At 63.1% G+C, this 17937-nt stretch carries 19 protein-coding genes, 1 tRNA gene and 1 pseudogene; 15 read left to right on the top strand and 6 right to left on the bottom strand.

Features of this window, described 5'->3' with window-relative positions; genetic code table 11:
* Positions 1 to 8 precede the first annotated feature (8 nt).
* From EJ066_RS05535 to EJ066_RS05490, 9 genes are all read left to right on the top strand, one after another.
* Positions 9 to 785, top strand: coding sequence for a FadR/GntR family transcriptional regulator (locus tag EJ066_RS05535; protein WP_126035641.1), 777 nt, complete (start codon positions 9 to 11; stop codon positions 783 to 785).
* A 14-nt stretch (positions 786 to 799) separates the two neighbouring features.
* Positions 800 to 1657: a 5-dehydro-4-deoxy-D-glucuronate isomerase gene (gene kduI / locus EJ066_RS05530; protein ID WP_126035639.1), complete on the top strand. Its 858-nt coding sequence runs from the start codon at positions 800 to 802 to the stop codon at positions 1655 to 1657.
* The gene (kduD, locus tag EJ066_RS05525; RefSeq protein WP_126035637.1) at positions 1654 to 2421 is read left to right on the top strand and encodes a 2-dehydro-3-deoxy-D-gluconate 5-dehydrogenase KduD; all 768 of its coding nucleotides are present in this window, start codon (positions 1654 to 1656) and stop codon (positions 2419 to 2421) included. Before kduI ends, kduD begins: the two co-directional genes overlap by 4 nt.
* Before the next feature lie 27 nt (positions 2422 to 2448).
* Positions 2449 to 2787 carry a cupin domain-containing protein gene (locus EJ066_RS05520; protein ID WP_126035635.1) on the top strand — a complete coding sequence of 113 codons (339 nt, stop codon included), beginning with the start codon at positions 2449 to 2451 and terminating at the stop codon, positions 2785 to 2787.
* A 470-nt stretch (positions 2788 to 3257) separates the two neighbouring features.
* On the top strand, positions 3258 to 5102 hold the full coding sequence (recQ, locus tag EJ066_RS05510; RefSeq protein ID WP_126035633.1) for a DNA helicase RecQ: 1845 nt from the start codon (positions 3258 to 3260) through the stop codon (positions 5100 to 5102).
* A gap of 8 nt (positions 5103 to 5110) precedes the next feature.
* Entirely contained in the window at positions 5111 to 5698 is a 588-nt protein-coding gene (locus EJ066_RS05505; protein ID WP_245455084.1) for a hypothetical protein, read from the top strand.
* 58 nt (positions 5699 to 5756) lie between these two features.
* Complete coding sequence (locus tag EJ066_RS05500) at positions 5757 to 6149, top strand: hypothetical protein (RefSeq protein WP_126035631.1); 393 nt, start codon at positions 5757 to 5759, stop codon at positions 6147 to 6149.
* Positions 6150 to 6300: 151 nt separating this feature from the next.
* Positions 6301 to 6525, top strand: a complete 225-nt coding sequence (locus EJ066_RS05495) for an antitoxin MazE family protein (protein WP_126035629.1) — start codon at positions 6301 to 6303, stop codon at positions 6523 to 6525.
* Positions 6522 to 6872 (top strand): type II toxin-antitoxin system PemK/MazF family toxin, encoded by a 351-nt coding sequence (locus tag EJ066_RS05490; RefSeq protein ID WP_126035627.1) that lies wholly within the window; start codon positions 6522 to 6524, stop codon positions 6870 to 6872. Before EJ066_RS05495 ends, EJ066_RS05490 begins: the two co-directional genes overlap by 4 nt.
* 34 nt (positions 6873 to 6906) lie before the next feature.
* On the opposite strand, the gene EJ066_RS05485 is transcribed toward EJ066_RS05490, so the two are convergent.
* From EJ066_RS05485 to EJ066_RS05465, 5 genes and pseudogenes are all read right to left on the bottom strand, one after another.
* Positions 6907 to 7230 (bottom strand): hypothetical protein, encoded by a 324-nt coding sequence (locus tag EJ066_RS05485; protein ID WP_126035625.1) that lies wholly within the window; start codon positions 7228 to 7230, stop codon positions 6907 to 6909.
* A gap of 147 nt (positions 7231 to 7377) precedes the next feature.
* Complete coding sequence (locus EJ066_RS05480; protein WP_126035623.1) at positions 7378 to 8346, bottom strand: alpha/beta hydrolase; 969 nt, start codon at positions 8344 to 8346, stop codon at positions 7378 to 7380.
* Positions 8347 to 8411: 65 nt separating this feature from the next.
* Positions 8412 to 9440 carry an alcohol dehydrogenase AdhP gene (gene adhP, locus EJ066_RS05475; RefSeq protein WP_126035621.1) on the bottom strand — a complete coding sequence of 343 codons (1029 nt, stop codon included), beginning with the start codon at positions 9438 to 9440 and terminating at the stop codon, positions 8412 to 8414.
* A 115-nt stretch (positions 9441 to 9555) separates the two neighbouring features.
* Positions 9556 to 10946: pseudogene (locus EJ066_RS05470) on the bottom strand (NAD-dependent succinate-semialdehyde dehydrogenase).
* A 408-nt stretch (positions 10947 to 11354) separates the two neighbouring features.
* Positions 11355 to 12257, bottom strand: coding sequence for a LysR family transcriptional regulator (locus EJ066_RS05465; RefSeq protein WP_126035619.1), 903 nt, complete (start codon positions 12255 to 12257; stop codon positions 11355 to 11357).
* A 116-nt stretch (positions 12258 to 12373) separates the two neighbouring features.
* Between EJ066_RS05465 and EJ066_RS05460 the strand changes: the two genes are divergently transcribed.
* The 3 genes from EJ066_RS05460 (at position 12374) to EJ066_RS05450 (ending at position 15427) form a co-directional block, all read left to right on the top strand.
* Complete coding sequence (locus tag EJ066_RS05460; RefSeq protein WP_126035617.1) at positions 12374 to 13114, top strand: SDR family oxidoreductase; 741 nt, start codon at positions 12374 to 12376, stop codon at positions 13112 to 13114.
* Between the two features lie 67 nt (positions 13115 to 13181).
* The gene (locus tag EJ066_RS05455; RefSeq protein ID WP_126035615.1) at positions 13182 to 14084 is read left to right on the top strand and encodes an SDR family oxidoreductase; all 903 of its coding nucleotides are present in this window, start codon (positions 13182 to 13184) and stop codon (positions 14082 to 14084) included.
* Positions 14085 to 14401: 317 nt separating this feature from the next.
* Positions 14402 to 15427 carry a Tim44 domain-containing protein gene (locus EJ066_RS05450; protein WP_126043752.1) on the top strand — a complete coding sequence of 342 codons (1026 nt, stop codon included), beginning with the start codon at positions 14402 to 14404 and terminating at the stop codon, positions 15425 to 15427.
* Between the two features lie 240 nt (positions 15428 to 15667).
* Here EJ066_RS05450 and EJ066_RS05445 read toward each other — a convergent pair.
* Positions 15668 to 15757, bottom strand: a tRNA-Ser gene (locus EJ066_RS05445).
* A gap of 336 nt (positions 15758 to 16093) precedes the next feature.
* On the opposite strand from EJ066_RS05445, the gene EJ066_RS05440 reads away from it, so the two are divergent.
* The 3 genes from EJ066_RS05440 to EJ066_RS05430 all read left to right on the top strand — a co-directional run bounded on the left by EJ066_RS05440 (position 16094) and on the right by EJ066_RS05430 (position 17841).
* Positions 16094 to 16768, top strand: coding sequence for a 50S ribosomal protein L21 (locus tag EJ066_RS05440; RefSeq protein WP_126035614.1), 675 nt, complete (start codon positions 16094 to 16096; stop codon positions 16766 to 16768).
* 98 nt (positions 16769 to 16866) lie between these two features.
* On the top strand, positions 16867 to 17136 hold the full coding sequence (gene rpmA / locus EJ066_RS05435) for a 50S ribosomal protein L27 (protein ID WP_006327539.1): 270 nt from the start codon (positions 16867 to 16869) through the stop codon (positions 17134 to 17136).
* Positions 17137 to 17253: 117 nt separating this feature from the next.
* A complete protein-coding gene (locus tag EJ066_RS05430; protein WP_126035612.1) occupies positions 17254 to 17841 on the top strand; it encodes a GNAT family protein in 588 nt (195 codons plus the stop codon).
* The last annotated feature ends 96 nt before the right edge of the window (positions 17842 to 17937 follow it).

Here is a 17937-nt window from a genome sequence, read left to right as displayed (position 1 = left end):
GGTTGGCAATGGCATCGGATACGGCGACCAGCCTGAAGGTCGAACGCAAGCCCAAGCTGTCGGAGACCGTGGTCGCGGCGATCCGCAAGCAGTTGCAGGCGGGCGAAATCCAGCCGGGTCAAAAGCTGCCGACGGAGGGTCAGCTGACCGAAACCTTCGGGGTCAGCCGCACCGTCATCCGCGAAGCGCTGGCCAAGCTTGCCGCCGACGGGCTGGTCGAGCCGCGCCAGGGCGCCGGCGTCTTCGTCACCGAGCATATCTCGACGATGTTCGGCGCGCTTGCCGCGGATATGGGCAGCAAGGATTCGATCGCGCTCAACGTGCTCGAAGTGCGCCTGGCGATCGAGATCGAATCCGCCGGGCTGGCCGCCGTCCGTCGCAACGCCGCGCAGGAAGCGGAAATCCAGGAAGCTTTCTTCGAATTCGAACGGCTGCTCTTGAACAGCGAGCCGACGGGTCCAGCCGACCTTGCCTTCCACCGCGCGATCGCCAGCGCCACCAACAACCCGTTCTATGTCGAGATGCTCGACGTGCTCGGCCGGCGCGCCATTCCTTGCGACGTGACGTCACCCTGGTCCACCGAACTCGCCCAATCCGACGTCTATCAGCGCGGGCTGCAACGCGAGCATCTGGTGATCCTGAACGCCATTACATCAGGCGATGCCGAGGCCGCTCGCGAGGCCATGCGCGCGCATCTCACCGCCAGCCAGCAGCGCTATCGCGAGCGCTTGCACGCACGCCAGGTTTTTTACGCCGACTCGGTCAAGGCCGCGGCAACCGAATGATCAATGAGGCAGTAATGAACCAGACCGACAATCACACGGATTTCACCTCGCGTTTCGCCATCGACCCCGTTACCGCTGCGGCGATGGGAACGGACGAACTCCGTCACAACTTCCTGATCGAAGGCCTGTTCCAGCCAGGCCGCGTCGGCCTGACCTATACCCACTACGACCGCATGATCGTCGGCGGCGCCATGCCAGCCGGGACACCGCTTTCGCTGGAGGCGATCAAGCCGACAGGGACCAGCAACTTTCTCGATCGCCGCGAATTGATCGCCGTCAACATCGGCGGCGCCGGCATGGTGAAGGCGAGCGGCCAGTCCTACGAGATGCAGGCGCGCGACATGCTGTATCTCGGCATGGGCGCCAGTGAGGTGTCGTTCGCCTCGGTCGATCCGGCCGAGCCGGCCAAGTTCTATCTGCTCAGCGCGCCGGCGCATCAGAGCTATCCCAGCCGGCTGATCCGCATCGGCGATGCCAAGCGGCTCGACCTCGGCAGCCAGGCGACCTGCAACGAGCGCTCGATCTTCCAGTTCATCCATGCCGAAGGCGTGAAAACCTGCCAGCTCGTCGTCGGCATGACCCAGCTTGCCTCTGGCTCGGTCTGGAACACCATGCCGTGCCATGTGCATGACCGGCGCATGGAGGCTTATCTCTATTTCGACCTGCCGGAGGCGGCGCGCGTGTTTCATTTCATGGGCGAGCCGGACGAGACCCGCCATCTTGTCATGCGCAATGAAGAAGCGGTGCTGTCGCCGGGATGGTCGATCCATTCGGGCTCCGGTACCTCCAACTATGCCTTTATCTGGGCAATGGCCGGCGACAATGTCGATTATACCGATGTCGATCCGGTAGCGATGGAGGACCTGCGGTGAGCGATCTCTCGGCTTTCAGCCTGGCCGGCAAGCGCATCCTCGTCACCGGCGCCAACACCGGCATCGGCCAGGGCATCGCCCTGTCGATCGCGCGCGCCGGTGGCGCGGTGGTCGGCGTCGGCCGTTCGGCCATGGACGACACGGCGCAGAAGGTCGCGGCGGTGGGCGGAGATTTCGAGGCTGCATACTGCGACCTTGCCGATTCTGGGGAAGCCAGGGCCATGTTCAACCGGGTTTGGGACGAAGTGGGGCCGATCGACGGGTTGGTCAACAATGCCGGCATCATCCGGCGCGCCAACGCTGTCGATCTGACGCAAGCCGATTGGAACGACGTCATGGACGTCAACCTGAACACGGTTTTCTTCCTTAGCCAGGCCTTCGCCAGACGCGTGTTCGCCGATCCCGGACGGCGCGGCAAGATCGTCAATATCGCTTCCGTGCTGAGTTTCCAGGGCGGCATCCGCGTCGCCTCCTACACCGCCTCGAAACATGGCGCGCTCGGCATCACGCGGTTGCTCGCCTGCGAATGGGCGCCGAAAGGCATCAACGTCAACGGCATTGCGCCCGGCTATATCGAAACCAACAACACCGAGGCGCTGCGTGTCGATTCAGAGCGCAGCGCCGCCATCCTGGCACGCACTCCGGCCGGGCGCTGGGGTAGGCCGGACGACATCGGCGACGCGGCCGTCTTCCTGTTGGCGCCGGCGTCCAACTACATGCATGGTGCCGTGGTGCCGGTGGACGGCGGCTGGCTGGCGCGATGAGGCGCAAGGCGTGATGAGGATTTGGCGATGACCGGAACGAAGATCTTTTCGCATGCCGGCGAGGGCGCATGGACGCCGACCCCGGATGGCAATCGCAGGCGCGTGCTGCTGCACACGGACGAGCTGATGATGGTCGAGTTCGGTTTCGACAAGGGCGGTGTCGGTGCGCTGCATTCGCACCCGCATGTCCAGGCGAGCTACGTCGCCGAAGGCCGCTTCGAGGTCACCATCGACGGCAGGACCGAAATCCTGGAAGCGGGAAGCAGCTTCATTGTCCCTTCCAACCTGGTCCACGGCGTCAAGGCGCTCGAGGCGGGCCGCCTGGTCGACAGTTTTACGCCGCATCGCGCCGATTTTATCGACTGAGGGTGCGCGAACGCAGGTCATTGCGCCGCGGCGTGTGCCCGGCCCAAAGGGCCGGACCACCTGTTTGCGCCGCTTCCTTCCAGCACATCCCGCAAACGAAAAGCCCGCGCCTCCGGAGAGACGCGGGCGTGTTGCCTGGGCGCTTGTGGCGCCGCGGTACGCAAAACATCACCGCAGGACCTGAACCTGCCGAATCATGATGAAGATAGGATTAACCGCCTCGAGCCGACGCGATATTCACAGCCAAAGCGAATAGGGGCTGGAAACACGGTACCACATCCGCCAATGAGGGAGATGTTCCTTCAGGTGGTGCTGGGGAGACAGGACTTGAGGGGAGTACAAATGCTCGAATCTGCGGTTCAGGCAATCACCTGGCGATTCGCCAGGGAACTTCGGCAGGTCATGTCGCCGCTGCCCTCGGTCGTTCCCACGCTGCCTTTTCGGGCGGCGGCGATCATAGAAATTCCCTGATGCAGGCATCGACGGCGAGCGTCCCGGTAGAGGATCCCAAGCGGCGCGTCTTGAAGGACGTGTTCGGCTTCGATGATTTCCGTCCAGGCCAGGCCGCTGTGATGGAGGCGCTGCTGGCTAGGCGTCATGTGCTGGCAGTCATGCCGACCGGCGCCGGCAAATCGCTCTGCTACCAAGTCCCGGCGCTGGTCCTGGGCGGGCTCACCATTGTCGTTTCGCCGCTGGTCGCCCTGATGCAGGACCAGGTCGCCGCATTGCGCCTTGCCGGCGTGGCCGCCGATACGATCAATTCCTCGCTCGACCGCGATGCCAATGTCGCCGCATGGCGACGCGTGGCCTCGGGCCAGACACGCCTGCTCTATCTCGCGCCGGAGCGGCTGATGACCGAACGGATGCTTGAGGCGCTCGCCAGGCTCGATATCCGGCTGATCGCTATCGACGAGGCGCATTGCATCTCGCAATGGGGGCCGGCGTTCCGGCGCGACTATGAAGACCTGTCGCGGCTCAGCGGCATCTTCCCCGACGTGCCGATCATCGCGCTGACGGCAACTGCGGACGAGGCGACGCGCACCGACATTGCCGCGCGGCTGTTCGCCGGGCGCGTCGAGAGCCTGGTGCTGGGTTTCGACCGGCCGAACATCAAGCTTGGCATCGAGGCCAAACAGAACAGCAAGCGCCAGTTGCTGGATTTCGTGCAGCGTCATGCCGGCCGCAGCGGCATCGTCTACTGCCTGTCGCGCAAGAAGACGGAAGAGACGGCAGCGTTCCTCGAACAGAACGGCGTGCGCGCGCTGGCCTATCATGCCGGCATGAGCAAGGACGCGCGTGAAGGGAATCAAAACGCTTTCATGACCTTGTCCGGCGTCGTGATGGTGGCGACCATCGCCTTCGGCATGGGCATCGATAAGCCTGACGTCGCCTATGTCTTCCACACCGATCTGCCGGGCAGCCTCGAAGCCTACTATCAGGAAATCGGGCGCGCGGGTCGCGACGGGCGGCCTGCGGAGGCGCATATGCTGTTCGGCCTCGGCGATATCCGCATGCGCCGGCTCTTCATCGAGGACGAAGATGCATCGGCCGAGCACAAGCGGCGCTCGCATGGCCGGCTCGACACCTTAATCGGCTATTGCGAGACGGCTGAATGCCGCCGCCGGGTTCTGCTCGGCTATTTCGGTGAAGACGCGCCGTCCTGCGGCAATTGCGACAACTGCCTTGACCAGACGCCGCGTGCGGATGGCGAGGCGGAGGCACGGATCATCCTCGCCGCCATCACGCAGACCGGCGAGCGCTTTGGTGCTGCCCATGTCGTCGATGTTCTGCTCGGCCATGAAACCGAGAAGGTCCTGGCCAGAAACCACCACAGGCCCGCCTGCTTCGGGACCGGTGTGGCGCACAAGAAGGACATGTGGTTGTCGCTGATCCGCCAACTCGTCGCTGGAGGGTTTCTGATGCCGGATCCAGGTGGCCATGGTGGCCTCGCCATCGCCGAAAAGGGTCATGCGCTCAGCCGTGGCGAGATCCCGTTCCGGTATCGTGTCGAGACGCGGAGCCGCACCTCGCGCGCCAAGTTGCGTCTTGCTCAGGGTGCCGCCGCGGGCACGCAAGACCTGGATACCGCGCTGTTGGCCACGCTCAAGGCGGTACGGCTGCGTCTCGCCCGGGAGCGCCAGGTGCCGGCCTTCGTGATCTTCTCCGATCGCACACTGATCGATATGGCCGAACGCTGCCCGCGCGACCTGGACGCCTTCGCCGCGGTCAATGGCGTCGGCGCCGCGAAGCTCAGGGAATTCGGCCAGATCTTTCTGAGCGCAATCGCCGCGCACCAATCCGGGGCGTCGGTCTGAGGTCTCCATTGCGCGACGATGGACCGCAGGCCATTTATCCGCCGGATGATCGGCAAACTGGCGATGCGACCGCAACACAGCAGCGTGGCAAACGGCTTGTCAGACGAAGTGCAGATCGGCAACAGTGCTCAGCACTTCCTCGCGAAGCCACCACGCGCAAAGGCCTAGGAAATACGGATCACGCGATGACCCGAAAGAAGCAGTGGATCAGGACGGCTCGGGCTGCACGGCCAGCAGCGATCGATGAATTGGAGAAGCAAGCGATCGTCACGGCTTGCGAGGCCTTCATTCGAGACATCTTGAAGCCGCGCTTCCTGCCGGAAATCAGGCCGAATGAATGGAACCATGTCATTGACATCCGTGGCGCATGGATGGCGGGACGATATCGCTTTGTCCAGCGCTACAGGTCGGGCATGGAACACAATCGCGGCGAGGAGTTCGACGCACCTTTCGCCCGCATCGACCGCATGGGGCCAGACAATTTCGATATCTACTGGATGCGGCATACGGGAAAATGGTGGCGGCTTTACGCCGGCAAGACGCTCGTCGAGGCGCTTCGCATTCTCGAAACGGATGGTATTCTGCATCCGGTCTGAATCACGGTCGCCGGCTTGCCGGTGGGGTCGTTATTATCAAAATCACGCGAACGCAGTCATGAGCGAATACCAGTATTACGAGTTTCGGGCGATAGACCGTCCACTCGGCGAAGCGGATCGGCAGGCGCTGCGGGCGCTTTGGAAGCCTCCGCGGCCCGGATCCGCCATCGCTCCACGCTCGGCCGGCGAACTGCGTGCCCGCGCCGACGCGATCCGTGAGACCCGAGAGCGCAAGCAGAGCGAGCGGCAGGAGGCCGAAAGGAAACGGCGGGGAGCGAAACAGGAGCGCGCCCGCCGCGCTCGGCTCGATGTGATCATGCAGCGCGGCGAGGCCGCGTGGCACGAGGTGGAGACCGAAATCGAACGCCGCAATGCTTACGGCTACGACACCGCCGCCGCTCTTCTTCTCGATCTCAAGGCGATCGCCAAGCGGCTGAAGGCAATAGGATAACATGGCACGCAATAGCCGCGAGTCACGGCCGGCGATGACCGGCACTATATGCAGCTGCAGTCGTAGCCCCGGCGAGAGCTTTCCAGCGAAGGGACTGGTCAAAGCACGCCCTCCGCAATAGGTTACATGTAACCGTCCAAGGAGAATCGTCATGGCCTCGGCATCGAAGCCTAAGTCCTCAGGTATGAAGGTGCGGGAACATCGTGAGCGTCTGCGCCGGCAAGGTCTGCGCCCGATACAGATTTGGGTGCCGGACGTGCGTGCGCCGGCCTTCCGTTCGGAAGCGCATCGCCAGTCGCTGGCGGTCGCGGCAAGCGCCCATGCAAGCGACGATCAGGCTTTCATCGATGCGATATCGGATTGGGGCGATGAATGAAGCGTGGCGATATCTGGATGGTCGCCGGCGGCAAGGATTACGCCGGCAAACCGCGTCCCGCCGTCATCATCCAGGATGACAGTTTCGACGCGACGGATTCGATTACCATCTGCGGCTTCACGACCGACGAGACGGATGCGCCATTGTTCCGCCTGGCCGTCGAACCAAATGAGCGCAATGGGCTGCTCGCCGTCTGCCGACTGATGGTGGACAAAATCACCACTGTCCCGAAATCCAAGGTCGGCGCTCATATCGGGCGGTTGGACGACGCGGACATCCTGCGCCTCAATCAGGCCGTCCTCGTTTTCCTCGGCTTGGCCGTGTCGCCAAGAAAGCCGGGACGATGATGACCGCGTTCATGGAGCGGACATAATTCCGCAATCAGCACTTGCTTCGTCTCACCGCTGCGATCGCAGCCTCCTGCTGCCGCAACTGCTCGATTTTCGCACTCTGGCGGGCAGTGACGGTAGAGGCGACACGCCGGCCTCCCCATAGCCAGCCCGGAATTTTGGTCTGAGCGACCTTGCCCCGGGTGATCGCGGTCGCCGACATCTCCTTGGCGACTTCGCCCATGGCGACGTTGAGTTCGACGCAGCTCATCTTGTCGTATTTCGCGGCATCAACGGATGCGTGGAAGGGCGATGCGCAACCCCCGACAAATACGAGGCTGCATATCAGAGGCCTGGCCGTGGAGATCGTCTTCATTTTTTACCGAGCATGTTTGACCCCGGATGGGCGAATACCGGAGATAACCCGGTCGCGGATCGCCGAGCGTATCCCGAGATCCCGTGCAACTTGCGCCCCCACACTATCCACACTCTGTCCCGCGCGTCATTCCCCTATTTGTCCCCCCTATTGCTCTCCCCCTACTTCGCCTTCGAAGGATCTTGAGAGAGCTGCTGCGGTCTGGTGAGGGTACTCTTCTGGAAAGAAGTGTCCGCCCGGGACCGGACTTCCTTCAACTCTGTCGGCCCATTTTCTCCAAATAGCCAGCGGCCCGCCTTCCTCCGCATACCAGTTCTCCAGGCTGCCTCCGCCGCTCCATAGTGCCAGCAGCGGACACTCGATGCGACGACCGTTTGCCTGGTCCAACGCGTCATGTTCACGATCGATCGTGGCGGCGGCTCGATACTCCTCGCAAATCGCATGAACATGAGCGGGATCGCGAAGTGCATCGACATAGGCGCCCCTGACGTTCGCAGAGAACATTTCTGCGGACGATCCCCACTGGGCAATCGCATTGTCGACGATGGCATCGGGCGCCGCGCCTATCAGTCGCTCCGGCAGAGGCTCCGGTTGCGCAAGAAGGCTCCACGGCCAGAAGCCGAGAGCCAGTCTGGCGTCCGCCCTGTCCCACGCGGCGGCGGTGGGGATGACGTCGAGGACCGCGACTTTGGAGATTTCATGAGGGTGATCGAGCGCCAGACGATAGGCGACCCGTCCGCCACGATCATGCCCAGCAACCATGAACCGCTCAAACCCTAGCCGCTTCATGACTTGAACCATGTCGCCGGCCATGGTGCGTTTGGTGTATGGGCTATGATCGGCAGAGGAGACCGGGCACCCGCTTTGCCCATAGCCTCGCAGGTCGGCGGCGACCACGGTGAAGCGGGGCGCCAATGCTGCGGCGATATCCCTCCACATCAGATGCGTTTCTGGAAAACCATGAAGAAGCAGCAGCGGCGGACCTGTCCCGCCGACCCTTGCGAAAATGGTCGTGTCGTCCAGTTGCAAGCTGGTGGCTCTGAAATCTGCAAACACCGTTCGTCTCCTCGGCGCACCAAGCAACAACGCACAATTTGGCAGAAGGATCACGGCCATCTGCCTCGTCTGGAGTCGAGGCGCGGTTGCGGAGCCAGCCACCGTTCGCCGGACGACAGGGACCACTACCCCTGGAAATCGAGCACGATGCGTCCTTGAATGTCGCCGTGGTGCATCCGGGTGAAGACGTCGTTGATGTTTTCGAGCCTGTCCGTCGCGACGGTCGCCTTGACCTTGCCTTCCCCCGCGAAGTTCAGGGCTTCCTGCAGGTCGAGGCGGGTTCCTACGATCGAGCCGCGCACCGTCACACCGTTGAGCACCGTGTCGAAGATCGACAGGGGGAAATCGCCCGGCGGCAGGCCGTTGAGCGACACCGTCCCGCCGCGACCGACCATGCCGAGCGCCTGCTCGAAGGCCTTGGGCGAGACGGCGGTGACCAGCACGCCCTGGGCGCCGCCTACTTCCTTCTTCACAAAGGCAATCGGATCGGCCTTGCGGGCGTTCACGGTCAGCGCGGCGCCGAGTCGTCTGGCGAGGTCAAGCTTGTCATCATCGATGTCGACCGCGACCACATTGAGACCCATGGCCTTGGCGTACTGGACCGCCAGATGGCCGAGGCCGCCGATACCGGAGATAACCACCCAATCATCCGGTTTGGTGTCCGTGACCTTGAGCCCCTTGTAGACCGTGACGCCGGCGCAGAGGATCGGCGCGACGTCGACGAAGCTCACATTGTCGGGGAGGTGTCCGACATAGTCGGGGTCGGCGAGCACATATTCGGCGAAGCTGCCGTTTACGGAATAGCCCGTGTTCTGCTGCTCCTGGCAGAGCGTTTCCCAACCGCCGAGGCAGTGCTTGCAATGGCCGCATGCGGTGTAGAGCCAAGGTACGCCGACGCGGTCGCCCTCCCTGACGTGCCGGACGCCCGCGCCGACCGCGACGACGTGCCCTACACCCTCGTGACCCGGGATAAAGGGAGGCTTCGGCTTGACCGGCCAGTCGCCGTCAACGGCATGGAGGTCCGTGTGGCAGACGCCCGTTGCGGCGATCTTGACGAGAATCTGCCCCGGACCGACCGTCGGCACCGAGACCTCTTCGATTATCAGTGGTTGGCCGAACTCGCGGACGACCGCCGCCTTCATTGTCTTCGCCATTGAAACCTCCTGGGTTGGCTGAATTGTGCTGGAGAATCGCTTGAAAACCCGGCGGGCGTTCCGCTCAGCGGCGACCATGCCGCCATCGGTCAGGATCGCCTGTCCGGTGATGCAGTTAGAACGGGGCGTCGATATCGACGACGTCGATGAGCTTGTGGTTGACGAACTCCTTGATGCCGAGACCAAGCAGTTCGCGGCCGTAGCCGGAGCGCCGGACGCCGCCAAAGGGAAGATCCGCCTTGACCATGGTCGGGTGGTTCACAAACACCATGCCGGTGGAGATCTTCTTGGCTACTTCTGCACCATGCGCGGGATTCGAGGTGAAGACCGAGCCGCCAAGCCCGAAGGGGAATCGTTGGCAATGCGCACAGCGTCGTCCTCGTCCTTTGCCCGGAACACCATCGAGACAGGCCCGAAGAACTCCCAATGACGAGCCGGATTGTCCTCGCCGACCTCCGTCAGGATCGTCGGCTGGACGAAGGCGCCTTGGTTCGGGACGCTGGGGCCGATCTCCTGCGCCTTGGCGCCGAGGGAGACGGCCTGGCGGATCTTGTCCTTGATCTCGTCGGCCGCGCCCTGCGAGGAGAGCGGGGCAAGGGTCGTCTTCGGATCGAAGGGATCCCCGGCAACCAGGCCTGCAACGCCCTCCCGGTAGCGGTCCAGGAACTCGTCGTAGACCTCGTCGACAATGATCATGCGTTTGGACGACACGCAGACCTGTCCGCCGTTCCAGTGGCGCCCGAAGACGGCCCAGTCGACCGTCTTTTGCATGTCCGCGTCGGCCAGCACGACGAAGGCGTCGGCGCCGCCGAGTTCCATCGTCGACTTCTTCAGCGCCTTGCCGGCCTGCGACGCGATGATCGACCCGGCGCCCTCCGAGCCGGTCAGCGCCACGCCGTGGACACGCGGATCGTTGAGGATGAGCTCGATCTGCGAGCGCGTGGCGTAGAGGTTCTTGAAAGCGCCATCGGGAAGGCCGGCTTCCTTCATCAGCGTTTCGAAGGCAGCCGCGCTCTGCGGCACGTTCGAGGCATGCTTGAGCAGCATCGTGTTGCCGGCGGAAAGCTGCGGCGCGATGATGCGGGCGATCTGGTAGTAAGGAAAGTTCCAGGGTTCGATGCAAAGCAGCACGCCGAGCGGTTCGTGCACCAGGAGCGCCGTTCCCTCGGCCGCGTGCGCAACAGGCAAGGCTTCAGGCGCGAGCAGCCTCTCGGCATTGGCGACGTAATACTCAAAAATCTCCGCCGAAAGCTCGACTTCGGCTTTGGCCTCGGAGAGAAGCTTGCCCATCTCGGTGGTCAGGATGCTGGCATAGGACTCCGCATCCTTCCGCAGCAGGTCGGCAGCCTTTTGCATCACCTTGGCGCGCTCGGTGAAGGAGGTTTCGCGCCAGGACAGGAACGCCTTGTGCGCGCTCTCGATCGCTTGCGTCACCTCCGCGTCCGCGGCGTCCGGGAAGGTTCTCAGCACTTCGCCTGTATAGGGATTTGTCGTTGCATAGGCCATGATTGGCTCCTTTGTCGATGGCAGTTCGTCTTGGTCCGCGAGGATCCGGCCACGGCTTCGCCGGCATGATCACGGACCGCATCGCACCTTTCAGCGCTTTTTGAGAGTCGATATCTTGATGGTTTTGACTTTGGAGCGCCCTTCCGTGGTGTCGGCGTCGAGGCGCTCACCATTAAGGCCCGCACGGCGATCCGCTTTGATTCAAATCATGCCGTGCTTCCACGCGGACGATCATCCGCTTGAAGCTGGACGTCTGCCGACCGGCATGACCTTGGTATTGCACGAGATTGCGTCAGCGCCCGATCGTTTTAGGCCGACGTATGGAGAAGCGTCGGCCCGGCATAGCGCGGCTCCCAGTCCTCAAGAAGGATACCGATGCGGCCGGCCCATCGAGCATGCCGCACGGCGTCATTCAGCCGGTGCGGTCCTATCGCGGAACTGCTGCGCCACCCAGTCGATGAACACCCGCAAACGCGGCGACAGTTGGTGCTTGTGCGAATAAAGCGCGTGAACCGGCAGCGGTGTCGGTGGAAAGTCGGACAGGACTTCGACAAGGGAACCATTCGCCAGTTCCGAGACGACACGATATCGCGGCACCTGGATCAGCCCAAGGCCGAGGCACGCGGCGGCGACGTTCGTCTCCGGGCCGGTCACCGTCATCATGGCAGGCAGCGTGATGCGATGCACTTTCCCTTTGATCTGGAATGCCAGAGGAATGACCTCGGTGGTGTCGGGGGCGAGCAGCCCGATCATTTCGTGGCCGTCGAGATCCTCGGGTGTTTCCGGGGTGCCAAGCCGCCGGAGGTAGTCCGGGCTGGCAAAGGTGCCGCGCTCCAGCGTCGCCAGCCGTCGCTTGATCAGCGAACTGTCGGCTAGCTCGCCCGCTCTCAAAATACAATCGAACCCCTCCCGGATCAGATCGACGGGCTGGTGCGCTTCGCTGAAATGCAGGCGGATGCCGGGGTACATTTCGCGAAAGCGTGGCAGGCCGGGCAAAAGGAAGTGCCGCGCTTGCGTGCCGTGCACGTCGACGCGGATGAGGCCTGACGGTTTGGCGCCGACGAAGGCGCCTTCGGCATCCTCCATATCGGCGATCAGGCTGACGCATCGTTGGTAATAGGCCTCGCCATCCAGTGTCGGGCTGACCTGACGGGTGGTCCGCTGCAGTAGCCGGACACCAAGCCGCGCCTCCAATCCCTGCACGGCGTCCGTCACGGATGAACGCGGCAGGCCGAGGTCATCGGCGGCTCTGGTAAAGCTCCTGCGCTCGACGATGCGGGTGAAGACGCGCATGGCGTCGAATCGATCCATTATACGACCTGTCGGACAGTGATGCCGAATTATGCATGATTATCTTATCAGGCGGAAGATGCATTTTGCCTTCATCGGCAGCCACAACGGCGCCGGCGAGATGAAGGAGACAGACAATGGCCAATCAGACACAGAAAGTCGCTATCGTGACGGGCGCCTCCGGCGGTATCGGCGCAGCTGTTGCCGAACGCCTCGGCAAGGACGGTCTCACCGTTGTGGTGAACTATGCCGGCAACGCCGCTTCGGCCGAGGCGGTGGTGGCCAAGATCGAGGCAGTCGGCGGGCGAGCCGTCGCCGCGCAGGCCGACATCTCCGATGTGCAGGCCGTACGCCGCATGTTCGACTCTGCCGAGACCGCCTTTGGCGGCGTCGACGTGCTGATCAACAATGCCGGCATCATGACGCTCGCGACGATCGCCGACAGCGACGATACGCTGTTCGACCGCCAGATCGCGATCAACCTGAAGGGCACGTTCAACACCTTGCGCGAGGCGGCCAAGCGTCTCCGCGACGGCGGCCGGATCGTGAACTTCTCGTCCAGCGTCGTCGGGCTGCTTCAGCCGACCTATGGCGTCTATGCCGGCACCAAAGCCGCGGTCGAGGCGATGACCCCCATTCTTGCCAGGGAACTGCGCGGCCGCAACATCACCGTCAACGCGATAGCCCCCGGACCGACGGCTACCAAGCTCTTCCTCGACGGCAAGCCGCAGGAGGTGATCGACCGCCTTGCGAAACTGGCGCCGCTGGAGCGTCTCGGCCAGCCCGACGACATCGCCGACGCCGTCGCCTTCCTGGTCGGGCCAGACGGTTCCTGGATCAACGGCCAGACGCTGCGCGCCAATGGCGGGATCGTCTGATCTGCGGCGGGACCAGCACACCGAAACCTTTCCATCCAGCGTTCAAACCTTTCGAAGGATCGTTACCATGTCCAAGCAGATCATCCTCGTCACCGGCGCCTCGTCAGGCTTCGGCCTCATGACCGCCCGCGCATTGGCCGAAGCCGGCCACACCGTCTATGCCTCCATGCGCGAAACCGAGGGCCGCAATGCGCCTCGCGTCGCCGAAGTCACCGTCTGGTCGAAGGAGCATGGCCTGGATCTGCGCGCCGTCGAACTGGATATCCAGTCCGACGCTTCCGCCGAGAGCGGTATCGCTCATGTTCTGAAGGATGCTGGCCGCCTCGACGTCATCGTCCACAATGCCGGGCATATGGTGTTCGGCCCCGCCGAGGCCTTCACCCCGGATCAGTTCATTCAGCAATATGACGTCAACGTGCTTGGCGCGCAGCGCGTGAACCGCTCCGCGCTGCCGCATATGCGCGGGCAGGGCAAGGGCCTCCTGGTCTGGGTAGGGTCGTCTTCGACGCGCGGCGGCACGCCGCCGTTTCTCGCGCCCTATTTTGCAGCCAAGGCCGCGATGGATGCGCTCGCTGTGTCGTATTCGACCGAACTCGCCCGCTGGGGCATTGAGACCACCATCATGGTCCCCGGTGCCTTTACCAAGGGCACCAACCACTTCGCCCATTCGGGCAAGCCGTTCGACGAAGCGCGCGTGGCGGAATATGAGGCCGGTCCCTATGCGGGCGTCGCCGACCAGGCGCTCAAAGGGCTAGCCGGCCTTGAACCGACCGATGCCGATCCCGCCGAGGTGGCTCGCGAGATCGTCCGTGTGGTGGACGCGCCGTTCGGCAAGCGCCCGTTCCGCGTCCATGTCGACCCGTCGCAGGACGGCGCCGAGATCGTCAATGGCGTCGCTGACCGCATGCGCCGCGAGATGTACCGGAACATCGGCCTGGACGATCTGCTTCACCCGCGCGTCAACGCTTGAGCGGCTCAGGGGAGTGGCCGAGCCTCGATGCTCCGGCCGCTCCGCCCATTCGGAGCAGAGATCAAGACCAACATCACTCCGGTGGCATCGGGCTGGAAGCCATCTTCCTCGACTTTGGCGCCATTGCCGCGGCGGTCGCGTCGACCGCCGCCTTGGGCCATGTTTATCGGCTGGGTTGCCAGCTTCACGCGTGTCTGAAGTCGAGATAGTTCCTGGAAATTCTCCTCGATGGTTGAATGCGCAAGGTGCGTGCCACTGATATTTCGATCGGCGTACCCCATATGAGCGGGAAGAGTGTCGCTTAAGGGTTTGCCATGATGATTTCGCGTTCGAGCCGGTTCGCAGTTTTGTTTGCAGGACTGTTCCTGGCATTTTCCATGGTCGCGGCCGATCACGCCGAGGCGCGTCGTGGCGGCAGTTTTGGCAGCCGCGGCACGCGCACTTTCCAGTCGGTCCCGCCGACCAGGACGGCGCCACAGCCGGCGGCGCCGGTCGAGCGCTCGATGACGCCCAATACCGTAACGAACAACGCGGCCCGCCAGACGCAGACAACCCAACGACCGGGGCTCTTCAACGGCCTCGGCGGTTCGATGATGCGCGGCCTGCTGCTCGGCGGTCTGATCGGACTTCTTTTGGGCCAAGGGTTCGGCGGCTTGGCTGGCATGTTGGGCTTGCTGCTTCAAGCGCTGCTGATCGGCGGCGCGATCATGCTGATCATCCGCTTTTTCCGGTCGCAATCGGCACGCAACCAAGCGCCCGCCATGGCCGGTGTTCCGCGGAGCATGGGGAACTTCGGGCGAAACGCGGCAACCCGGACCGACGCGAACAATGTCTCATCCTTCCCCATTCCAGGCATCGGGTCTGGATCTGGCGGGTCAGGACTTGGCGGGTCTGGACTTGGCGGATCTGGGTTTGGCCGGGCGGCTCCAGCCTCCGATGAAATCACGATGACGCCGACCGATCTCGACACATTCCAGCAACGGTTGACGGAGGTTCAGGAAGCCTTCGGGCGCGAAGATCATGCCGGCTTGCGCCGGCTGGCGACCCCCGAGATGGTGTCCTATCTGTCCGAGGAACTTGCCGACAATGCGAAAAAGGGCATCAGGAATGATGTGTCTGATATCAGCCTGCTGGAGGCCGATATTGCGGAGAGCTGGCGGGAAGATGATCGCGACTACGCGACGGCCGCCTTGCGCTACGAGTCTCGCGACGTGATGCGCGATCGCGCCAGCGGCAAGATCGTGGCGGGTGAAGCCGATCGACCGACGGAAACAACCGAGCTGTGGACCTTCACGCGCCAGAACGGTGGCGACTGGAAGCTCGCAGCAATACAGCAGCCCTGACTGACAACAGCGCAGATCTGTCCGCTCAACAGTGCACAGGATCGATGCTGGCCGGACTTGTGAGCTCTAGATGCGCCGTGCGTACGGCTCTCTGACGCTCCCCTGCAGCCAAGAACTCCGGTCAGCACGCCTCACATGGATTTCGACCGCCGATAGCCGGCTAGGACTGACAGAATGATTGTAGGTAGAAACGTGGATCGAAACCCACTATCGCCATTTTATGAAACGATTTCAAATGCATGGCGGAGAGGGAGGGATTCGAACCCCCGATGGGCTTGCACCCATGCCGCATTTCGAGTGCGGTGCATTCGACCACTCTGCCACCTCTCCGCGGTCATGGTCCGCCGTTGCCGGCGCGGCGCACTAGATAACGGCTGGACGGGCAGGTTACAAGGCCAAATCTATCGTCGATCCAGCTTCCTGACTTGTCTGCCGTTCGGCCGCGATGTTGTCGCGCACCAGTCCTGAACGCCTTCGTGGCTCGCCTGCCGACCTGCTGCCGGCCGCTCGCCTTGACTTCGACCCAACCTTCGGTTAGGGACAGCGCGCAATCGGCGTGGAGGGTTCTTCCGCGCCGCTTGTTTTTTGAACCCGCAGACTGACAAAAAGACGGCCGAACCGCCAGACGCGGTTCATCGAGGCCGACCGAACAGCGAAAGGCAAAAAATGTTCGCAGTCATCAAAACGGGCGGCAAGCAGTATCGCGTCGCCGCCAACGATCTCCTGAAGATCGAAAAAGTCGAAGGCCAGGTCGGCGATATCGTCGAGATCGGCCATGTGCTCGCGCATGGCGAGGGTGAGAATGTGACGTTCGGCGCGCCGTTCGTCGATGGGGCGATGGTTACCGCCGAAGTCGTCGAACAGGGCAAGAATCGCACTGTCATCGCCTTCAAGAAGCGCCGCCGGCAGAATTCGCGCCGCAAGATCGGCCATCGCCAGCTTTTGACCACCGTCAGGATCGCCGAGATCCTGCTGGGTGGCGCCAAGCCGACGAAGAAGGTAGCGGCCAAGACCGAAGCGAAGGCCGAGCCTGCTGCAAAGACCGAAGCGAAGGCTGAAGCCGCGCCGAAGACCGAGGCTGCGCCGAAGAAGGAAGCCAAGGCAACCGAAACCGCCGCTCCGCTGTTCAAGGCGCCGAAGGGCGAGCCGGACGATCTGACCGTGATCAAGGGCATCGGCCCGGTCGCGGCCGGCCAGTTGAACGAACAGGGCATCACGACCTTCGCCCAGATCGCCAAGCTCACCGACAAGGATATCGCCAAGATCGACGAGCATATGCCGTTCAGCGCCGACCAGATCACGGACTGGCGCGAGCAGGCCAAGGAACTGGCGAAGAAGTAGAATTTCCGGCGAAACAGTCGCCGGATCGGACTTGAAACGGAACGCGAACGCGTTCATAAGGCCTTTTAGGCGCCTCGCGGCGCAACGGAGTTAGTTAGATGGCACACAAGAAAGCTGGCGGCTCGTCGCGCAACGGTCGCGATTCGCATTCCAAGCGTCTGGGCGTGAAGAAGTTCGGCGGCGAAGCCGTCATTCCCGGCAACATCATCATTCGTCAACGCGGTACCTCGTGGCATCCCGGCGTCAATGTCGGCATGGGCACGGATCACACCCTTTTTGCGCTCGAAGCTGGCGCAGTCACCTTCAACAAAAAAGCCAACGGCCGAACCTACGTATCGGTCAACCCGATTACCAAAGCAGCGGAGTAGCCGGTTCCGCACCACAACACCGGCACCCATCTCGGGACCGGTGTCTGGCCAAGCCAGGAAAAGGATCAGGGGAGATGGGTTTCCATCTCCCCTTTTCTTTGTGCCTGGAGGACTGACATGGTTGCCGAAGCGGAAGACACAGACGGTGAAAGTTACGCGATAGATTGCCCGGTGCTCGCGACCGAGCGGCTGGTCCTGCGGGCGCCGCGCGAAAGCGATATCGAGCAACTTGTGGTGCTCGCCGACAACCGCCATGTCGCCGAAATGCTGGCCCGCATGCCGCATCCCTATGGCGAGGCCGAGGCACGCGCCTTCCTTACGATGACGGCATCGCGCCGGGCCGGGATCGCTTATGCCTTGACGCTGGCCGGCACCGAGACCTTCGTCGGCTGCGCCGGCCTCAACACCACCGATCGCGGTCTCGAGCTCGGCTACTGGATCGGTGAGCCCTACTGGAAGCGCGGCTATGCGACGGAGGCCGCGCATGCGCTGGTCGATCTCGCCTTCCAGAGAACCACGATCCAGGTGCTGCATGCCTCGACGCGGGTCATCAATCCGGCCTCGCGCCGGGTCATCCACAAATGCGGCTTCCAGTATGCCGGCCAGGGCATGCTGAATTCGATCGTCGCCGGCCAGGTGCCGGTCGAGCGCTACCGTCTCGACCGCAAGACCTGGACCAGCCTCAGGAACTGGGTGCACTTCTAAGAGACCGTTTTGGAAACTCTACTCTGGCGGTCATCTGATGGCGTTTTCTGCGCTTCCGGTGCTCACGGACCCAATGTCCGCTGCGCTCCGGCCTTC

This window comes from Mesorhizobium sp. M9A.F.Ca.ET.002.03.1.2 (assembly GCF_003952365.1).
Taxonomy (GTDB): Bacteria; Pseudomonadota; Alphaproteobacteria; order Rhizobiales; family Rhizobiaceae; genus Mesorhizobium.
Note: the sequence above shows the minus strand (reverse complement) of the source record. Positions and strands in the feature narration are given on the sequence as shown.

What these genes read in the sequence shown, in the direction of transcription:
- rpmA (WP_006327539.1), top strand. Translation starts at nt 16,867, where the DNA reads ATGGCACACAAGAAAGCTGGCGGCTCGTCGCGCAACGGTCGCGATTCG.
- EJ066_RS05450 (WP_126043752.1), top strand. Translation starts at nt 14,402, where the DNA reads ATGATTTCGCGTTCGAGCCGGTTCGCAGTTTTGTTTGCAGGACTGTTC.
- EJ066_RS05495 (WP_126035629.1), top strand. Translation starts at nt 6,301, where the DNA reads ATGGCCTCGGCATCGAAGCCTAAGTCCTCAGGTATGAAGGTGCGGGAA.
- EJ066_RS05480 (WP_126035623.1), bottom strand. Translation starts at nt 8,346, where the DNA reads ATGGCCGTGATCCTTCTGCCAAATTGTGCGTTGTTGCTTGGTGCGCCG.
- EJ066_RS05465 (WP_126035619.1), bottom strand. Translation starts at nt 12,257, where the DNA reads ATGGATCGATTCGACGCCATGCGCGTCTTCACCCGCATCGTCGAGCGC.
- EJ066_RS05490 (WP_126035627.1), top strand. Translation starts at nt 6,522, where the DNA reads ATGAAGCGTGGCGATATCTGGATGGTCGCCGGCGGCAAGGATTACGCC.
- EJ066_RS05485 (WP_126035625.1), bottom strand. Translation starts at nt 7,230, where the DNA reads ATGAAGACGATCTCCACGGCCAGGCCTCTGATATGCAGCCTCGTATTT.
- EJ066_RS05460 (WP_126035617.1), top strand. Translation starts at nt 12,374, where the DNA reads ATGGCCAATCAGACACAGAAAGTCGCTATCGTGACGGGCGCCTCCGGC.
- recQ (WP_126035633.1), top strand. Translation starts at nt 3,258, where the DNA reads ATGCAGGCATCGACGGCGAGCGTCCCGGTAGAGGATCCCAAGCGGCGC.
- EJ066_RS05455 (WP_126035615.1), top strand. Translation starts at nt 13,182, where the DNA reads ATGTCCAAGCAGATCATCCTCGTCACCGGCGCCTCGTCAGGCTTCGGC.
- EJ066_RS05500 (WP_126035631.1), top strand. Translation starts at nt 5,757, where the DNA reads ATGAGCGAATACCAGTATTACGAGTTTCGGGCGATAGACCGTCCACTC.
- EJ066_RS05535 (WP_126035641.1), top strand. Translation starts at nt 9, where the DNA reads ATGGCATCGGATACGGCGACCAGCCTGAAGGTCGAACGCAAGCCCAAG.
- adhP (WP_126035621.1), bottom strand. Translation starts at nt 9,440, where the DNA reads ATGGCGAAGACAATGAAGGCGGCGGTCGTCCGCGAGTTCGGCCAACCA.
- kduI (WP_126035639.1), top strand. Translation starts at nt 800, where the DNA reads ATGAACCAGACCGACAATCACACGGATTTCACCTCGCGTTTCGCCATC.
- EJ066_RS05440 (WP_126035614.1), top strand. Translation starts at nt 16,094, where the DNA reads ATGTTCGCAGTCATCAAAACGGGCGGCAAGCAGTATCGCGTCGCCGCC.
- EJ066_RS05520 (WP_126035635.1), top strand. Translation starts at nt 2,449, where the DNA reads ATGACCGGAACGAAGATCTTTTCGCATGCCGGCGAGGGCGCATGGACG.
- EJ066_RS05430 (WP_126035612.1), top strand. Translation starts at nt 17,254, where the DNA reads ATGGTTGCCGAAGCGGAAGACACAGACGGTGAAAGTTACGCGATAGAT.